At 56.9% G+C, this 15,100-nt stretch carries 19 protein-coding genes; 9 read left to right on the plus strand and 10 right to left on the minus strand.

What is annotated here, in order from left to right; genetic code table 11:
- Window positions 1-61 precede the first annotated feature (61 nt).
- Both BMY45_RS00280 and BMY45_RS00285 read right to left on the minus strand, forming a co-directional pair.
- On the minus strand, window positions 62-685 hold the full coding sequence (locus BMY45_RS00280) for a DUF2272 domain-containing protein (RefSeq protein ID WP_092393013.1): 624 nt from the start codon (window positions 683-685) through the stop codon (window positions 62-64).
- A 59-nt stretch (window positions 686-744) separates the two neighbouring features.
- Entirely contained in the window at window positions 745-1,257 is a 513-nt protein-coding gene (locus BMY45_RS00285) for a hypothetical protein (protein ID WP_092393015.1), read from the minus strand.
- A 714-nt stretch (window positions 1,258-1,971) separates the two neighbouring features.
- Here BMY45_RS00285 and BMY45_RS00290 point away from each other — a divergent pair.
- Window positions 1,972-2,481: a BRO-N domain-containing protein gene (locus BMY45_RS00290; protein ID WP_092393018.1), complete on the plus strand. Its 510-nt coding sequence runs from the start codon at window positions 1,972-1,974 to the stop codon at window positions 2,479-2,481.
- A 154-nt stretch (window positions 2,482-2,635) separates the two neighbouring features.
- Here BMY45_RS00290 and BMY45_RS00295 read toward each other — a convergent pair whose 3' ends face one another.
- Window positions 2,636-3,067: a helix-turn-helix domain-containing protein gene (locus BMY45_RS00295; protein ID WP_256573611.1), complete on the minus strand. Its 432-nt coding sequence runs from the start codon at window positions 3,065-3,067 to the stop codon at window positions 2,636-2,638.
- On the minus strand, window positions 3,064-4,380 hold the full coding sequence (locus tag BMY45_RS00300; RefSeq protein WP_092393026.1) for a type II toxin-antitoxin system HipA family toxin: 1,317 nt from the start codon (window positions 4,378-4,380) through the stop codon (window positions 3,064-3,066). Before BMY45_RS00300 ends, BMY45_RS00295 begins: the two co-directional genes overlap by 4 nt.
- A 323-nt stretch (window positions 4,381-4,703) precedes the next feature.
- On the opposite strand from BMY45_RS00300, the gene BMY45_RS00305 reads away from it, so the two are divergent.
- On the plus strand, window positions 4,704-5,693 hold the full coding sequence (locus BMY45_RS00305) for a hypothetical protein (protein ID WP_092393029.1): 990 nt from the start codon (window positions 4,704-4,706) through the stop codon (window positions 5,691-5,693).
- Window positions 5,694-5,735: 42 nt separating this feature from the next.
- Here BMY45_RS00305 and BMY45_RS00310 read toward each other — a convergent pair whose 3' ends face one another.
- The 3 genes from BMY45_RS00310 to BMY45_RS00320 are packed head-to-tail and all read right to left on the minus strand — an operon-like array spanning window position 5,736 to window position 7,655.
- On the minus strand, window positions 5,736-6,395 hold the full coding sequence (locus tag BMY45_RS00310; protein ID WP_092393033.1) for a DUF6933 domain-containing protein: 660 nt from the start codon (window positions 6,393-6,395) through the stop codon (window positions 5,736-5,738).
- Window positions 6,396-6,413: 18 nt separating this feature from the next.
- On the minus strand, window positions 6,414-6,785 hold the full coding sequence (locus BMY45_RS00315; protein ID WP_092393036.1) for a hypothetical protein: 372 nt from the start codon (window positions 6,783-6,785) through the stop codon (window positions 6,414-6,416).
- 57 nt (window positions 6,786-6,842) lie between these two features.
- Complete coding sequence (locus BMY45_RS00320) at window positions 6,843-7,655, minus strand: sulfite exporter TauE/SafE family protein (RefSeq protein WP_092393039.1); 813 nt, start codon at window positions 7,653-7,655, stop codon at window positions 6,843-6,845.
- A gap of 111 nt (window positions 7,656-7,766) precedes the next feature.
- Here BMY45_RS00320 and BMY45_RS00325 point away from each other — a divergent pair, with 111 nt between their 5' ends.
- Both BMY45_RS00325 and BMY45_RS00330 read left to right on the plus strand, forming a co-directional pair.
- A complete protein-coding gene (locus BMY45_RS00325) occupies window positions 7,767-8,543 on the plus strand; it encodes an AraC family transcriptional regulator (protein WP_092393042.1) in 777 nt (258 codons plus the stop codon).
- Window positions 8,544-8,626: 83 nt separating this feature from the next.
- Window positions 8,627-8,944 carry a helix-turn-helix domain-containing protein gene (locus BMY45_RS00330; protein WP_092393045.1) on the plus strand — a complete coding sequence of 106 codons (318 nt, stop codon included), beginning with the start codon at window positions 8,627-8,629 and terminating at the stop codon, window positions 8,942-8,944.
- Window positions 8,945-8,975: 31 nt separating this feature from the next.
- Here BMY45_RS00330 and BMY45_RS00335 read toward each other — a convergent pair whose 3' ends face one another.
- The gene (locus tag BMY45_RS00335) at window positions 8,976-10,031 is read right to left on the minus strand and encodes an MBL fold metallo-hydrolase (RefSeq protein WP_092393048.1); all 1,056 of its coding nucleotides are present in this window, start codon (window positions 10,029-10,031) and stop codon (window positions 8,976-8,978) included.
- A gap of 192 nt (window positions 10,032-10,223) precedes the next feature.
- On the opposite strand from BMY45_RS00335, the gene BMY45_RS00340 reads away from it, so the two are divergent.
- A complete protein-coding gene (locus BMY45_RS00340) occupies window positions 10,224-10,835 on the plus strand; it encodes a TetR/AcrR family transcriptional regulator (protein ID WP_092393051.1) in 612 nt (203 codons plus the stop codon).
- A gap of 3 nt (window positions 10,836-10,838) precedes the next feature.
- Here BMY45_RS00340 and BMY45_RS00345 read toward each other — a convergent pair whose 3' ends face one another.
- Window positions 10,839-11,786 (minus strand): LysR family transcriptional regulator, encoded by a 948-nt coding sequence (locus tag BMY45_RS00345; RefSeq protein ID WP_092393054.1) that lies wholly within the window; start codon window positions 11,784-11,786, stop codon window positions 10,839-10,841.
- A 14-nt stretch (window positions 11,787-11,800) separates the two neighbouring features.
- Between BMY45_RS00345 and BMY45_RS00350 the strand changes: the two genes are divergently transcribed.
- Together BMY45_RS00350 and BMY45_RS00355 are read left to right on the plus strand one after the other, a co-directional pair.
- Window positions 11,801-12,511 (plus strand): CTP synthase C-terminal region-related (seleno)protein, encoded by a 711-nt coding sequence (locus tag BMY45_RS00350; RefSeq protein WP_092393057.1) that lies wholly within the window; start codon window positions 11,801-11,803, stop codon window positions 12,509-12,511.
- Window positions 12,508-12,822 (plus strand): antibiotic biosynthesis monooxygenase family protein, encoded by a 315-nt coding sequence (locus BMY45_RS00355; protein ID WP_092393060.1) that lies wholly within the window; start codon window positions 12,508-12,510, stop codon window positions 12,820-12,822. The genes BMY45_RS00350 and BMY45_RS00355 overlap by 4 nt, the downstream gene beginning before the upstream one ends.
- A 137-nt stretch (window positions 12,823-12,959) precedes the next feature.
- Here BMY45_RS00355 and BMY45_RS00360 read toward each other — a convergent pair whose 3' ends face one another.
- Window positions 12,960-13,286 (minus strand): DUF2025 family protein, encoded by a 327-nt coding sequence (locus tag BMY45_RS00360; protein ID WP_092393063.1) that lies wholly within the window; start codon window positions 13,284-13,286, stop codon window positions 12,960-12,962.
- 244 nt (window positions 13,287-13,530) lie between these two features.
- On the opposite strand from BMY45_RS00360, the gene BMY45_RS00365 reads away from it, so the two are divergent.
- On the plus strand, window positions 13,531-14,658 hold the full coding sequence (locus tag BMY45_RS00365; protein ID WP_092393066.1) for a glycerophosphodiester phosphodiesterase: 1,128 nt from the start codon (window positions 13,531-13,533) through the stop codon (window positions 14,656-14,658).
- 82 nt (window positions 14,659-14,740) lie between these two features.
- On the plus strand, window positions 14,741-15,046 hold the full coding sequence (locus BMY45_RS00370) for a PepSY domain-containing protein (protein WP_092393069.1): 306 nt from the start codon (window positions 14,741-14,743) through the stop codon (window positions 15,044-15,046).
- Window positions 15,047-15,100: the final 54 nt, after the last annotated feature.

A 15,100-nucleotide genomic window follows, 5' to 3' on the forward strand; every position in this document is an offset into this window, starting at 1 on the left:
AACTGGATCAATGAGATTCAGGCATGTGGTGAAAAATGCACCGACGGCAACACAACGACGTCTATGGAAGTTCAGTGAGCTCCATGATGCAGATCAGCTCCTTCTTGGGCTTCAACAGTCCTTGGGACAGGCCGAAGGAACTTTCTCGCACTCTGTTGGACACGTTGCCTCCAACAGCAAAGACCCGGTCAGCGGTCGTCCTGATCACGATGTCGCAATGCGACGCATAGAACTCATCTGGCTGACTATCAAAGGAAACATCCGGATCTGGATCGTCCTTATCTTTTTTGCGCCATTGCGCAATCAAATCCCCGGGCTTTGGTGAGTATGCATCAATCCGGCGGCCGTAGTAGAGCTTGCCTTGCTTAGCGCTCTTCGCGTTGTTGATCGCCCAACGGATATAGGCATGGTGAGCTCCATGGAAGGGAAACTGCTCCAACCTGATATCGGCCTGCCTTAAGCACCAGCAAATGAAGGCCGCAGACCACGCATAGCTGCTGCAACCATTGCGACTGTTGTCCCCCAAGCCATTGCTCCAATACTTGGCGACTGTATCGGAGCCTTGCTGTTCCCCCGGAGCGCTCGGCTTCCCGGATGCGTTATAAACACACTCGACAAGTTCGTTTGTGGTCCAGTTCCTCAGTTCGGAACGGGCTGCATGAACCAGGATATCTGCGATTGTCATAGCGAGCCCCTCGGAGGATGAATTAATGAACTACGCCTATACGAAACAGTTAACAATGGTTATTTACGGAAAGCATAAAGTCGGTGGATGAACACAATCAAGGCGCCCAGCAAGAACGTGGACAGAAAAATTCCGACCCGAATCCAGTTCATAGCTGGGAAAATCCCCTCCGGAAACAGGGTCAGCTTGATAAATACCTCGGCCTTCGATAACAGATAACCGGCGACGAAGGCTGATACCACCTTCGCAATCCCCTGAAACTGCTCTTTTTCTGCTTTCGAGAATGGTGCGAAGAGCACCCCGACACCCCATCCCACCAGCGCCCCGAGCAAGGCGATCAGTCGATTAAGTCCCACCTCGCTTTCAGTGCCACCACTTAAGGTGCTGGTGAGATTCCAGATCAGGCCGGCGAATGCGAAGAAAAAGAGAGTAGCAAAAATGATGGTGCCCGGGTTGCTGCCCAAATGGACTTGCAGCGTCTTATACCAAGTTGCTTCAGGGCCCTTTTCCGAAATGGCTGTTGCTGGAGTATCTGTGGATTCAAGGTCTGTCACAGCATGTCTATTTTCCATGTTGGTCTCCCTGATGCAGCGTTGTTGACTCAACTTTGAATCTGAAGCCAGAACTCGATGCGTAGCCGGATTATTTGGTTGTTAAATCCATACAACAATCAGTCTAGCCAGAGCGCTCGCAAAATAATAAAGACCTGCTATGCGGGTTGAAGTTAGACGTCCCGTTATGGTTAAAGTCTATGTAACGCCTTCGCCGATCCGATGCGGTTGATCTTGGGCCTATACGACCCTCGCAGCGCGAACCCACTGGTTACGTTAGCTGAAGATTCTTGAGGTGGTATGCTACCAATCGAAAAAATCCCCATATGCGAGATTTTTAGGCTTCTAGAACGGCCAAGATGGACTCAACTATCATGGCCGATTTTGAAGGGTTGACCCTGCGGCATTGAGCCTCTAGGCTCTCAATCCGGCGCCTAAGAAACGCCTCAACCAGAGCGGCCCTCCGCACCCGACAGTCAGCGGCTTTTTTTCGTCTGCGGTTTCTCTACGCCTGCGAAAATTCCCCGTTATGTCGGGAGTGGGCGAATACAAGACCCGAAAGGGGAATATGTCCGGCCCGTCTCTGGTGGGTTTCTTAGCTCCCGACCCCCATAACGAATGCCCTAAGAAAGCAGCCAGAGGTAAAGGATATGCCTGCAAACCTGACCTTCAAGATGAAGGTAACCAGCCCTACCCGCCCGTCAGCTCATGCACAGTCGCTTCTGGAGGTCTGTCATGTCTGATCCGCTGATTCCTACTCAATTTATTCGACACAATATCCATCTGCATGCCCTCCTGGTTGAAAACCAGGCTTGGTTCAGCGCCTCCGACTTGGGACGCTTGATGAGCAAGCACCTCGATGAGCGCATGACCCGCAAGCTTGACCCTGACCAGCGCCGGATGATGCTCGTGCATGTCCACGGCTTGACCGAGGAGCGTCTGATGCTGAGCGAGTCGGGCGTTTATGCGTTGCTGGTTTATCACTACTGTCCCGAGTACCGGTTGCTGCGTGAGTGGATCACACATCAGGTGGTGCCTACGCTGCGGGATGAGCGCTACTCACATAAGGTGGAGCGTCCTACGTTGAGCGTGCTGGATTGGCCGAAGATGTCGCTCTGCATGCTGCACTGGCAGGATGAACCATGGATTCGTTTGCGGGATATGCCGGCGGTGCTGGTGGATGATCCGTTTAGTCAGCATGAGTCTTGGTGGAGGAAAGCGGCGCGGGTTTTGCGGGGGTTTTGATCTGGTGATGAAAAGCCGTCGTCCGTGTTCGGGCGGCGGCTTTTTTGTTGGTTGTTTGGAATTTGGGGCTGCTGCGCAGCCCAGCGGGAGCAAGCTCCCTCGCCACGGGTTGGTGGTTGGCTTGTTGGCGCTGGTACCTGGCTGGAACAGGCTATCACACGTTGCCCTCGTCCTTGTCGCCATCCTTAGCCTTCGCAGTGGCTTTCAGAGTAGCCACTTTACTGAGTTGACCTGCGTACTTACGCTGAGGATTGGCACCGCGAACAGGCGCTTTAGAGACGGGCTTGTGCTGCACAATTGGCGGTGTGTAAGGGGTTGTGCTCGTTCTGGTCAGCCCCAGGCGCAGTCCGAATTTCCTCAGAATGCCCTCAATGGTGCTGATGGTCGGGTTGCCCTTGTCCTTCTCGATCTGGTACAGGGCCTTGGTCGACATTTTGCACATCGCGGCAAAGGTGTCCTGGTCTAAACCGGTGACCTCGAGCCGCAGCCGGCGAACAGCAGTTCCCAGGGTTTCGTGGCCCATCGCGTGTTGCATCGCAATGTCATCGAGGAGTTCCTTTCGCCTTTCGTTGGTGCTCTCTTTCATCGAAGTCCCCATTCAACCAGGCGCTTATCCAAATTGTTTATCGGAATAGACTGGGCGCGCCTCACCTCCTCTGGAAGATCTACCAGTAGATCGGGCAAAGCTCTAAACGTCTCAGCGGCTCCAAGCAGACGCTCGAACAGCACGTCAGGGTTCACCACGTCATGGAAAGATCCGCAGATCGTTCTCCAGTCCGGACTTCCCTTGTGCTCGGGCTGCCACTTGGTGACTCGAGTAACGCCTTCCGGATCGAGCACCATTGGAGCCAGATCGTAGATTGGCGCCAGCTCGAATCGGTCCCGATACCTAAAAATGGCCGTGTTGCGCCCATGGTTGTCCGAGTTTCCGAGAATACGGTTAAGCAAATCACGGCGTACGTACTCAAATACCAGCTCCTCAAGCTCTCCGTCCTGCCCATTCTTACGCCACAGTTGGATCAGGCTGTTGAGCACATCCTCATGATTCATTCTGGAACCCGGCTCGGTATTCCCACACACCGAATAGATCGACTCGACCGGAACCCTTTCCACCATGCCGTTGGCGACTCGCCGATCAAAACGCGGCATCCACAGACTTGGCTTATCCGCTTCTTCGAGCACCAGCCCATCTGTGGATATGGTGTTCAAACCGAGTTGAGAGATTGCCTTGTAGTAGTGGTACTCGGCCCGCAGGATGTTCTTGTCGCGCTCAGTGACTTGGTTGCGAGCAAACTTCACCAGCCAATGGCGGCGCGCTAGATCGTCCGAAAGCATGGCATCTGCATACAGGGCCCCGTCGTCCCCCTCAACCATGATCAGCTTCGGTGCTTCCCCTTGGGCCCCCGTAGCACCGCCCAGGGCAGCGCCAGATTCATAAGCGTATTCGAGGAAGTCATTTGTTCTGTCTACGACTTCTTTGCGTGCAAAGGCCTCCTTGCGAGTCTGATCGATATGCTCGAAAGACTCCTTCACGCGCAAATGCCCTATGGGCGAGGGCGTGCAGCGACTCAGAAGGAAAAAACTCATGTCCATCCCATCGGGCCTTTCTCCGCCAAATCGCTTCTGCAACGATTTCCGAGCGGCACCGGCGGGTATGATGTCGTAGACGAATGGGGGATAGCCTTTGCTATCGACAGCATTCCAGCTCAGCGGAAGGTTTACGCTGATGGCGAGTTCGAATGGGGACTCCAGCTTATGGATGAAATTGACCAAGTAATCTTGGTCGTAAGATACGCTGCATCGCGACTCATCAATCTTCTGAGCGTTCGACACAGTGAGGACCACAGCATCGTGCCAATGGCCGTCAACGTAAGTCTGGATAGTGAGATGCCCTAACATTTCCACCTCAACCGGAACTATGATGCCGGCTAGTGTGACTCAAAGACCATATATCAGCAATATAATTCCGACTACGGGGAGAGCGGAGTTCTAAATCGGTATTATGATGCCGAATCTCCTGAGCATAGGACAGCCAGAACGGGGCCGCTTCATGCCCTGAACTTCCCTCGCCACAAGTAGGCGGCAGGCTCGAGGTCGGGTTGGTTTTGGGAATCGCGAGCAGGCTCGCTCCCACAGTTTTTTGGTGGTGTGCTGAAACTTCGAGTGCAACCGGCCCTACCCTTCGCTATTAATACATTCCCACTCAAGGACCCGAGCCCGTCATGAAATTCGACCTCGCCTACTGCCGCAGCCTCGACGACAAGCTGTCGATCTATGACGTGCGCGATCTGAATTTTGACGAGACGGTGGCGTTCGATTCTGCGAAGGAACAGTTCCAGTGCCCCAACGATGCCTGTCGGGCGGCGTTTGATGTGGCGAATGTGTTGGGGACGTTCAATGCCAAGAACGTGAACTACGTGCGCACCCCGCACTTCAAGAACATCCCCAGCACCCGGCATGTCGAGGGGTGTCCTTATGTCAGTCTGAAGACACCAGCGTCGGGCCTGGAGGCGGATGGTGGGGAAACGGATGACAGTCGGGAGGAACATTTCCCGTCGGAATTGTTGCTGACTCGGCGTGAGTATGTGCGCAAGCCCTCCAGCCCGGCGGTGGCGGCGGACGTGATGCGCGATGAGCGTGCGCCTTCAGCCGCCAGTCATGGCGAGCACCCGAGCCGTGATTCGGCGCCGGACAAGACCCATGTCTTCGCCCATCCGGTGGAGTGTTTTGTGTCGAACTTCGCGGACAAGGAGCTGCTCAAGCGCACGCCGCTGAAGATTGGCGAGCACACCGCGCCCTACAGTTCGTTCTTCAAGAAAATCGAGTTTCTGCTGGACAACAAAGGGCTGATTTACTGGGGCAAGATCAAAAAGATCGAGGACTACCACAGCGCCAGTTTTCGCATCGATTTCGAACAAAAAGTCTGGTTCAAGCAACCGGGCGAGGCGAAGAAAAAGCCTTACTCGGTGAACGTTTACCTGAGTAAGAAGCTGATCGACAACTACCGCAAACGCAAAGCGTTTCTGGCAGAGATCAAGCACGCCATCGAGAGTGACGCGCCGTTGTATTGCTTCTTTTATGGTGTGACGCCGGAGTTGAAACAGGTGCCGAGCAAGAAAAACCCCGAGCAGACGTTCGGGGTGTTCAGTGCCCATATCGAGAATCTGGATCACTTCATTATTCGGGAAGCGCCGGGGTTGGCTGCCGGATAACCGAGCTCCACCTTCGGAACGCGTCAGCCGATATCAAACAGCTCACTCAAAGGCTGCGCTTTCGCGCATCAATGCCTTGTACCGCCCGCGTGCAGATGCAACGTCGGTATCACTGACACCGCAATAGTGCTTGAACCAGTGCATCAGCATTTCTTCGTTCGGCACAATGTAGTCTTTCTGGCCCTTGAGGCCCTTAAGCATTCCGTTGAGCCAGCGATCACATTGATTGGCCGCGATCTCGTCCGCAGGCAGGCCCATTTCCATCGTTTGCCCAGTGAACATCCAGACAATTTCGTTGAGATGGCCTTGAACACTACGGTCGCCACGCCTGTAAAAGTGGTATTGGCTTTCACCCGCCTGGAGGCGTTCAAATGTGGAGGTGAAATCAATTTGTTCCAGCACACCGGTTCGCGCTGCGTGCTGCATCACGCCGTCGATCCAGCGCCGCATGAATTTGTGAATAAAACCTTGCAGATCCGCTTTATCGGGAGCCGAAAGAACCATGCAATATCGCGTTTCAAAGTGCAGGACGAACAGCACATGCTTGCGCTGAAGGGTGACGGCATGGACCAGCCATTGCTCGCTGGGTAGATCGTCCGTTGGCTCATTTTCTGGTGGAGCTTCAACAGGCGTTATTTTTTTGCCCTTATGTACGCGGCTGAAGAACTTGCTCGCCGCTTCGGTGCAGTTGAATATCAGCATCAGGGAAGCCCTTCGCGTTTATTGATCCTGTCGCACGGTCTCCGGCCCCCACTCCAGCTCATAGGGTTGCCGAACCACATAGCTGATTCCGTTCAGCGTTTCTTCGCTCAACACGGACAACTCGGCCTCGGTCAACAAGTCGTGCATGACCATAAGCGCCAGGCACATTCTCGCAGTTGACCGACTGAAATGGTTAAAGGCATTGGCAAGGTCTTTGTCGCGATCCTCCATCAACCTATAAAGCTTTAGGTATCGGGCGTGTGCCGTTAGTGCGCCGCGTTCGCTTATCGTCATGGCATCGGTCAGTACACCCTGGCAAAAACGCTCCAACGCCAACTCACGCAGCCCTTTGAATAATTTCCAGTCTTTTTCCGGGATAGGCTTATGCATATACAACTCCTCTCGATCATGCGGAGTAACCTCTAACCTGCCGCATGTTCATCAATACTAACCGCTGAACATCCCACCCATCACCAACATCAATAACCCCACATACACCCGCGCATGCAGCCGATCCGGTATCCGCCCGATCCATGGCGTTGCCAGGCGGATGCCCAGTAGCGCGCCGAGTGTGAGCACAGCAAAGGCCAGCAAGTCGACATAACCGACAAACCACGGACCGAAGTCTTTCCCGGCGAAACCGGCCAAGGCCATGTAGGTAACAGTACCGGCCAAAGCGACGGGCACGCTCAGCGGATTGGCCATGGAGGTGGCCTGGGACATGTTCAGGCCACAACGGCGCAGCAGGGGCACGGTCATGACGCTACCGCCGACGCCCAGCATCGTGGCGACAATTCCGATGGTTGTGCCGCCCAAGGCGGTCTCCATGGGCGCCAAAGGTCGTAGGACGGCATCGCTGGCGCGTGTCAGAAAACCTCGCCGCAGCAGGCAGTCCAGGATGGTCAGGCCCAGGTAGGCGATGAAGGCGTAGCGGATAACCTCACCATTGAGCCAAATGGCGGCCGCTGCGCCGAAGACGGCCCCTAGCGCAATAAAGCCGCCGAACGGCCACAGGTAATGACGAATCATCTGACCGGCACGGTGGTGTTTTCCGGCGGCGACCAGGGCGTTGATGACCATGACGCAGGTGGAGGTGGCGACGGCAATGTGCATTGCCGATTCACCAATGACGTCACCCGAGTGATGGGCCATCAGCATGCGATACATCAAAGGCACCACGACGAAACCGCCGCCAAAGCCGAACAACACCGCTGTTACGCCGCTCAGGCAGCCAAAGCACGCAAGCAATACATAGAACATCGTGGCGAATCCGTAATGGGAGGCGCCCCACGTTAGATAAGCGAAGCTTGGCCCGCTCTAGCAAACCGGCCAATAATGTTTGCGTTTACGCCAATGATGAGTAGTCCCTCAATGCGCAACACTTCGATCGATTTATTGGATGCGATTCCCAGGACTGTCGTCGCCATTGGCACTGACTACCCACCGGGACATTTACTGCCCTCGCACCATCATCGCCGGGCGCAGTTGCTGTATGGCGCCACGGGTGTGATGCAGGTCAGCACCGAAGACGGCAATTGGGTGGTGCCGCCGCAACGGGCGGTTTGGATCCCGCCCGGGGTTGCCCATGAGGTGTTGATGCTGGGGGTCAGTACACGCAGTTTGTACATCGAACCCGATGCCGTGACGGCGATGGGCGCCCGTTGTCAGGTCATCAGCGTATCGCCCCTGATGCGCCAGTTGCTGCTGGAAGCCGTTGAGCTTGTGCCGGAATACGACGAGGCCGGACGCGACGGCGCGCTGATCAATCTCTTACTGCACGAACTGTTGCGCAGCACTCATTTGCCGTTGCACCTGCCACTGCCCAAGGACCCACGCCTGCTCGGCCTGTGCCAAGGGTTTCTGAAACACCCCAACGCCCACGTCTCACCCGTGCAATGGGCGGAGCAGTTGCCTGTGAGCCTGCGCTCGTTCAATCGGCTGTTCAGCCGTCAAACCGGCCTGAGTTTCAGCCAATGGCGACAACAAGCGTGTGTGATGTCGGCATTGTCCCGGTTGGTCGTAGGCGATTCGGTAACCCGTATTGCCCTGGATCTGGGCTACGACAGCCCTGCGGCGTTCTCTACCATGTTTCGCCGGGTGCTGGGTCACGCACCGAGTGCCTGGCTGGAGAAGACCACTGGTCATTGATCAAAAAAATGAGATTGATCAGGATTCAAAACAACTGTACAAAAACACAGTATTTTTTGAATCCACCGCTTTGGAGAATTCCCATGGCCTCTCTCGCAATCAAAACCACCCTGGAACGCATCGCTGTCTATCAATTCACCCCTGCCCATAGCGCACAGGCCCGAGCCATGCTGGGCTGGAGTGTCGAAGAACTGTCCCGGCAGTCCGGCGTGTCGATCCGGGCAATCCGGCGCTTTGAAGCGGGGGGTGAGCTACTTGATGTCACCCGCCTGGCCCTGGCCTTTCGGCTGGAAGCCGAAGGCCTGGTGTTCTTCCCTGGCTTTGCGCCGGGACGCGGCATGAATATCAAAGGTGCCACGCCGGATCCGATGGGGCGGCCAGACTACGCAATGATCGAATGATCGAATGATCGAATGATCGATGCGTCGAGGGTCAGGCCATGTCGGGCTGGTCCTGATAAGGCGAGGGTTCCACGTCCAGCCACCAGGCTCGCCCACGTTGCGGCTGTGCGAGATTAAAGGCTTCACCCATTTGCGGGGTGGTGATAGACACGTTGCGTTCCCAGGCCAGGGCCAGGATGCGATCGAAGGGTTCGTACCAGGCATGCATCGACAAATCGAACGTGCCGTTGTGGATCGGCAGCAACCAACGGCCCTTGAGGTCAATATGCGCCTGGAGGGTTTGCTCCGGCTGCATGTGGATGTGCGGCCATTCGACGTTGTAGGCGCCGGTTTCCATCAGCGTCAGGTCGAATGGGCCGTATCGCTCGCCGATGCGCTTGAAGCCGTCGAAGTAACCGGTGTCGCCGCTGAAGAAGATCCGGGTGGCGCCGTCGATCATCACCCACGAAGCCCATAGCGTGCTGTTAGCGTCGAACAGGCCACGGCCGGAAAAATGCTGGGAGGGTGTGGCGATAAACTCGATACCGTCCACTTCGGTGCCCTGCCACCAGTCCAGCTGACGCACCTTGCTGGCGTCAACGCCCCATTTGATCAGGGTGTCGCCTACGCCAAGAGGGGCCAGGAAATACTGTGTCTTGGCCGCGATTTTGAGGATGGCCTGATGATCGAGATGATCGTAGTGATCATGGGAAAGAATCACTGCTTCGATGGGCGGCAGCTCTTCCAGGCTGATGGGCGGCTGATGGAAGCGCTTGGGGCCAGCCCATTGCACGGGTGAGGCACGCTCGGAAAAAACCGGGTCGGTCAGCCAGAATTTGTCTCGCAGCTTGAGCAGCACCGTGGAATGACCGAGGCGGAAAACACTGTTGTTCGGCGCGGCCAGCAGGTCGGCGCGCGTCAGCGGTTGTACATCGATGGTGCCCGCAGGACGGGTATTGCGCGGCTTGTGGAAGATCATGTTCCACATGATGCGTAGCATCTGGCCGAGCCCTTCGCGCGGTGTATGGGCGTGGTTACGGTACTTCCCTTGTTCCTGCTGGGATGAAGGAAGCACCGCAGGGCTGTCAGTCGAAGAAATAATGGTCATGATGCGAAAACTCCAAGGACGTCGTCGCAATTGCGCTTCGCCGTTGTGGGACGCTAATGGCCGTTGCATGCACGCTCAGCCGTACGTTTGATCACCAGAACTACACTACCCGGTGTAGTTTGTAGATTGCATGAATCCAGGGAGCAAGTAAACTGCCAAGTGTAATTTCCCTTCTTCATATGACGACTTGCCATGACCGTACCGCCGCAGCGCCTCACCGAACGAAAACGCGCATCCATCCTCCAGGCTGCGATTTCCGAATTCCGTAGCAGCGGTTTCGAGATCACCAGCATGGACAAAATTGCGGCGACGGCCGGTGTGTCCAAGCGCACGGTGTATAACCACTTCCCCAGCAAGGAAGCCCTGTTTGCCGAAATTCTGAATCGGTTATGGAACAGCGTTACCGCAGAACAGGATACGGCCTACAGCCCGGAGCAGCCCTTACGCGAGCAGCTTCGAAAGCTGCTGCGAGCCAAACTGCACATGCTGGCGGACGATAATTTTCTCGACCTGGCGCGCATCGCCATCGCCGCGACCATTCATTCGCCCGAGCGGGCTCAGGACATGGTTGCGCGCATGGGTCAGCGCGAAGAAGGTTTGACCGTGTGGATTCGCCAGGCCCAGGCCGATGGCCGGTTAAAAGCCGTGGAGCCGGCGTTTGCCGCGCAACAGATGCACGGGCTGATCAAGACATTCGCCTTCTGGCCCCAAATTTCCATGGGCCAGCCGAGCCTGACCGAGGATGAACAGGTTCAGGTGGTTGAATCGGCCCTCGACATGTTTCTGGCCCGCTATCAGCGCTGAATATCAGCGTAACCGCAGATTGCGCCCCAGCTCATCGAACAGCGTCACTACCGAACGCAGCGCACGGCAGTCGGGGCGCGTCAGCAACCAAAGGGCCGTGTCATACCCCGCCAGCGGTTCGCCAATGGGCGTCAGGCCTTTGTTTTCGCCGATTAGAAAGTCCGGCAACGCCGCGACACCCAGCCCGGCTCGAACCAACTCGGTGACCGAGAGCATGCTGTTGCAGCGATAAGCCGGCACCACGCCGGGTAGATGCTGGCGACGCCAGGTCACGGTGGGGTGATCGGGAAGAAAGTCATCCGGCGCAATCCAGGTCATGGCGGCCGGCTCATCCCCATCCAGCGATCGCAGGTAAGTTGTGCTGGCGCACACCCGATAGGCCACGGTGCCCAGTTGTCGCCCGACCAGATGTTCCGGCGGCGTACGAGTCAGGCGCAAGGCGATGTCGGCGTCACGGCGGCTCAGATTGGCGAAATCGTTGGAGGTGCTCAGCTCAAGGGACAGCGCCGGGTAGGCAGGCATGAACCGCGCCAGGGCCGGCAGCAATAGTGCTTGCAGGACCGAATCGGTGCAGGTCACGCGCACCGTACCGCAGATGACCTCACCGCCCTGCTCCACCCCGATACGCGCCGCCTCCAACGCCTGTTCGGCGCGCTCGGCCTGCTCAGTCAGCGCCTGGGCCAGGTTCGTGGGCAAATAACCTGAACGACTTTTTTCGAACAAGGGTTGGCCCAGGGCGGCCTCCAGCCGCCGTACCGAGCGGAAGACCGTGGACACATCCACCTGCAGCAAGCGCGCGGCCCGGGCCAGCGAGCCGCCACGGACCAGCGCCAGGATCAGGGACAGATCGGGATAGTCCAGACGATAGTGCGTCGGTGCATTGATCACTTGGGTAAACGCCAATATTGATTGCGCGAGCGCCAATCTATAGTGGCAACCAGGAATCAACAAGCGGCGAGCCTCTCATGGAAAATCAGCGTTGTTTACACATCGCCCTGGTCGGCGACTATGACCCTCAAATAACGGCTCATCGGGCGATCCCCCTCGCACTTGAGCTGGTTGGCAAACAAACCGGTTATCACATGGGTTTTCAATGGCTGGCCACCGACCTCATCACCGACAGCGCCGTCCTGAATGATTTCGACGGCGTCTGGTGCGTGCCCGGTAGCCCTTACCGAAACGAAGACGGCGCCCTGCAAGCCATACGTCTTGCCCGCGAACAGCGTCGCCCTTTCCTCGGCACCTGCGGCGGTTTTCAGCATGCCGTGCTGGAATACGCGCGCAACGTGATGGGCTGGGCCGATGCCGCCCATGGCGAAACCGCTCACGCGGCTGAACGGGCACTGCTGACGCCGTTGAGCTGTGCGTTGATCGAAACAATCGACAGTCTTCAGCTTGATGCGGACTCGTTGATTGCCAGAGCTTATGGTCGCCTGACGGTTTTCGAAGGTTATCGCTGTAGCTTTGGGGTCAATCCACAATATGAACGGGATTTGCTGAGCGAAGGCTTGCACGCCGTCGCACGGGATTCGGCGGGTGACTTGCGAGCCGTGGAGCTGCGTGATCACCCCTTCTTTGTCGCCACCTTGTTCCAGCCTGAGCGAGCAGCGTTGGAAGGGCGTGTACCGCCGCTAGTGACTGCGTTTGTCGAAGCTTGCCGGAGGACAGCATTATGAGCACACCGTATTACGCAGTGATTTTTACGTCCCTGCGCACTGAGGGGGACCAGGGTTACGCCCAAGCCGCTGAACGCATGCTCACCCTGGCTCAAAAGCAGCCGGGCTTCCTCGGCGTCGAATCGGCCCGCGGCGAAGACGGCTTGGGCATCACCGTGTCCTATTGGAGCAGCGAAGCGGCGATCCTGGCCTGGAAGCAGCACCCCGAACACAGCGCAATCCGCGAACGCGGTCGCTCGACCTGGTACGCCCATTGCCATACGCGGGTGTGCAAGGTCGAACGGGACTATGCCTTTCAACGCCCAACCTGATGTCAGCCTGCAAAACCCATGGGCCTGCTCGCGATAGCGCCGGATCAGCTTGCATCCATGCTGAATCTCCCGCTGCCATCGCGGGCAAGCCTTGCTCCCACAGCGGGGTTCTTATCCCATTCATGATCGGCGTGGCTTCAGCCTTCCACCAACTGCCGCACCGCAACGATTTCGGGCAAATCACGGCGGGCCATGTAAACCCGTAACGGTTCGGTGAGGTTGATCCGGTCGTCGATGTTCTGGTCCAGCAGCAACTGGATGCGCTCGCGATTCAGGGTCATGGTGCCGTCCGCTACGGGCGTCCAGACAAATTCGGATGCCGCAATGATGCCGTCGTCGGCCACGTCCATGCCAAAGGCATCTTCGCTGAAGCGCACGATGTACTGGCCGGTTTTGCGGTTCAGGCCGACAAAACCCTTGAGCTGGTCGGCGGCCTGGCAGATGAATGTCGAAGTGGTGCGCATGGTAAACCTCATGGATGCGTCCCGCAGGACGTCTGATCGATGGTTTACACGCAGGGCAAGTGAACGCTGTCTTCGGGTTTCCCTCTGCCGGGGAAACTGGTGCGGCCAAGCGTACTGCAAAGCGGCCTGAAAAAGCGTGGGAAAAATCTGCTTTGCGCATTTTTATGTCGGTATAGCGATAGCGCCAGAAACGTTCAGTTGTTAAAAGATAGGTCTTTGCGAAACCTACGAAAGGATCTCGAGCATGCCTGTCACCTTCACCCGTAGCGCCCTGATGCTGAGCCTGCTACTTGGCTTCGGCCAGACACAGGCCGGCGAAGTCCCGTCCCCCAAGGCCCTCGCGGCCCTGCAAGGTATTCCTCACCCGGCGGTGATCGCCCACCGCGGCGCCTCGTTTGACGCGCCGGAGACCACCGCTGCGGCCTACAAACTGGCCCGCGACCTGGGCGCCGATTACCTGGAGCTGGACCTGCAACGCAGCAAGGACGGCGTCCTGTTCGTACTGCACGACGACAGCCTGCTGCGCACCACGGATGTCGCGACCAAATTCCCCGAGCGCAAGGACAGCACCGCCAACGAATTCACCATGGCGGAACTCAAAACCCTGGATGCCGGAAGCTGGTTCAACGCCGCCTACCCGGACCGCGCTCGCCCGTCGTTCGTGGGCCTGAAAATTCTGACCCTTGACGAGGTCATCAACATCGCCGAAGGCAACCCGCTGCACAAACCGGGGCTGTACATTGAAACCAAGGAGCCGAAGCTGTTCCCCGGCATCGAACGCGACCTCAAGGATAAATTGCAGGACCGCGGCTGGTTGAGCCCGGCGGGTTCCAAGCTCGCCAAACGCGCCACCGGTGTAGGTCAGGGCAAAGGTAAAGTGGTCTTGCAAACCTTCGAAAAGAGCAGCCTCGAACTGCTGCAAAAAGAAATGCCCAACGTGCCAAAGGTCCTGCTGCTGTGGGTGGGCGATGGCTACATCGAGGCCAAGTCGAAGGTGACGTTTGCCGAGTCCGGCGAAACGGACAAGGCGGCTTACTACGCCAAACAGCAGCCCAAGGACAAAGCCGAATTTGAACAATGGGTCCAGTTGGCCAAGGCACAAGGCGCCATCGGCACCGGGCCGTCTGCCGCATTGACCCACGGCGGCAGCCAGAGTTATTCGGACCTGGTGCAGCCGTGGATGAACCAATACACCCATGATCAGGGTCTGTTGGTGCACGTCTACACGGTGGATGAAGCGGTGGACTTCAAAAAAGTGCTGGAGGCCGGAGTGGATGGCATCTTCACCAACCGCGCCAGTGAACTGCTCAAGTACTTGAAGCGTCCCGCGACAGGCAGCGTGGCACAGGTGCTGGAGAACAACGGTTACTGAATTAAGGGTGAATTAAGTTGCCACAGTTAATATGAAGCCACTTAAACGAAACACACCTTTAACGACGCTAAGGAAAGAACCTATGAAAACTTTAACTGCCCTGTTCACCGCTGCGGCCCTGACCCTCACCGCTGGCCTGGCCCAGGCTGATGTTCGAGTGGACCAGATTCCACAACTGGTCAAGGAAGGCAAGATCAAGTCGCTGGAATCGATGAATGAAGAGGCCCTGAAGTTGCACCCGGGCGCCACTATCACCGACACCGACCTGGATAACCACTTCAACGGTTATGAATATGAAGTTGAACTGAAAACCGCCGATGGCAAAGAGTATGACGTTGACTTCGATGCCACTACCGGCAAAGTACTGTCCAACAAACAAGACACTTGATTGAACATCAAAAAATAGCCGCGCAGCCTTAGGGTTGCGCGGCTTTTTTACGTC

It is taken from the genome of Pseudomonas sp. NFACC39-1 (assembly GCF_900110355.1).
In the GTDB taxonomy this organism is placed as follows: domain Bacteria; phylum Pseudomonadota; class Gammaproteobacteria; order Pseudomonadales; family Pseudomonadaceae; genus Aquipseudomonas; species Aquipseudomonas tehranensis.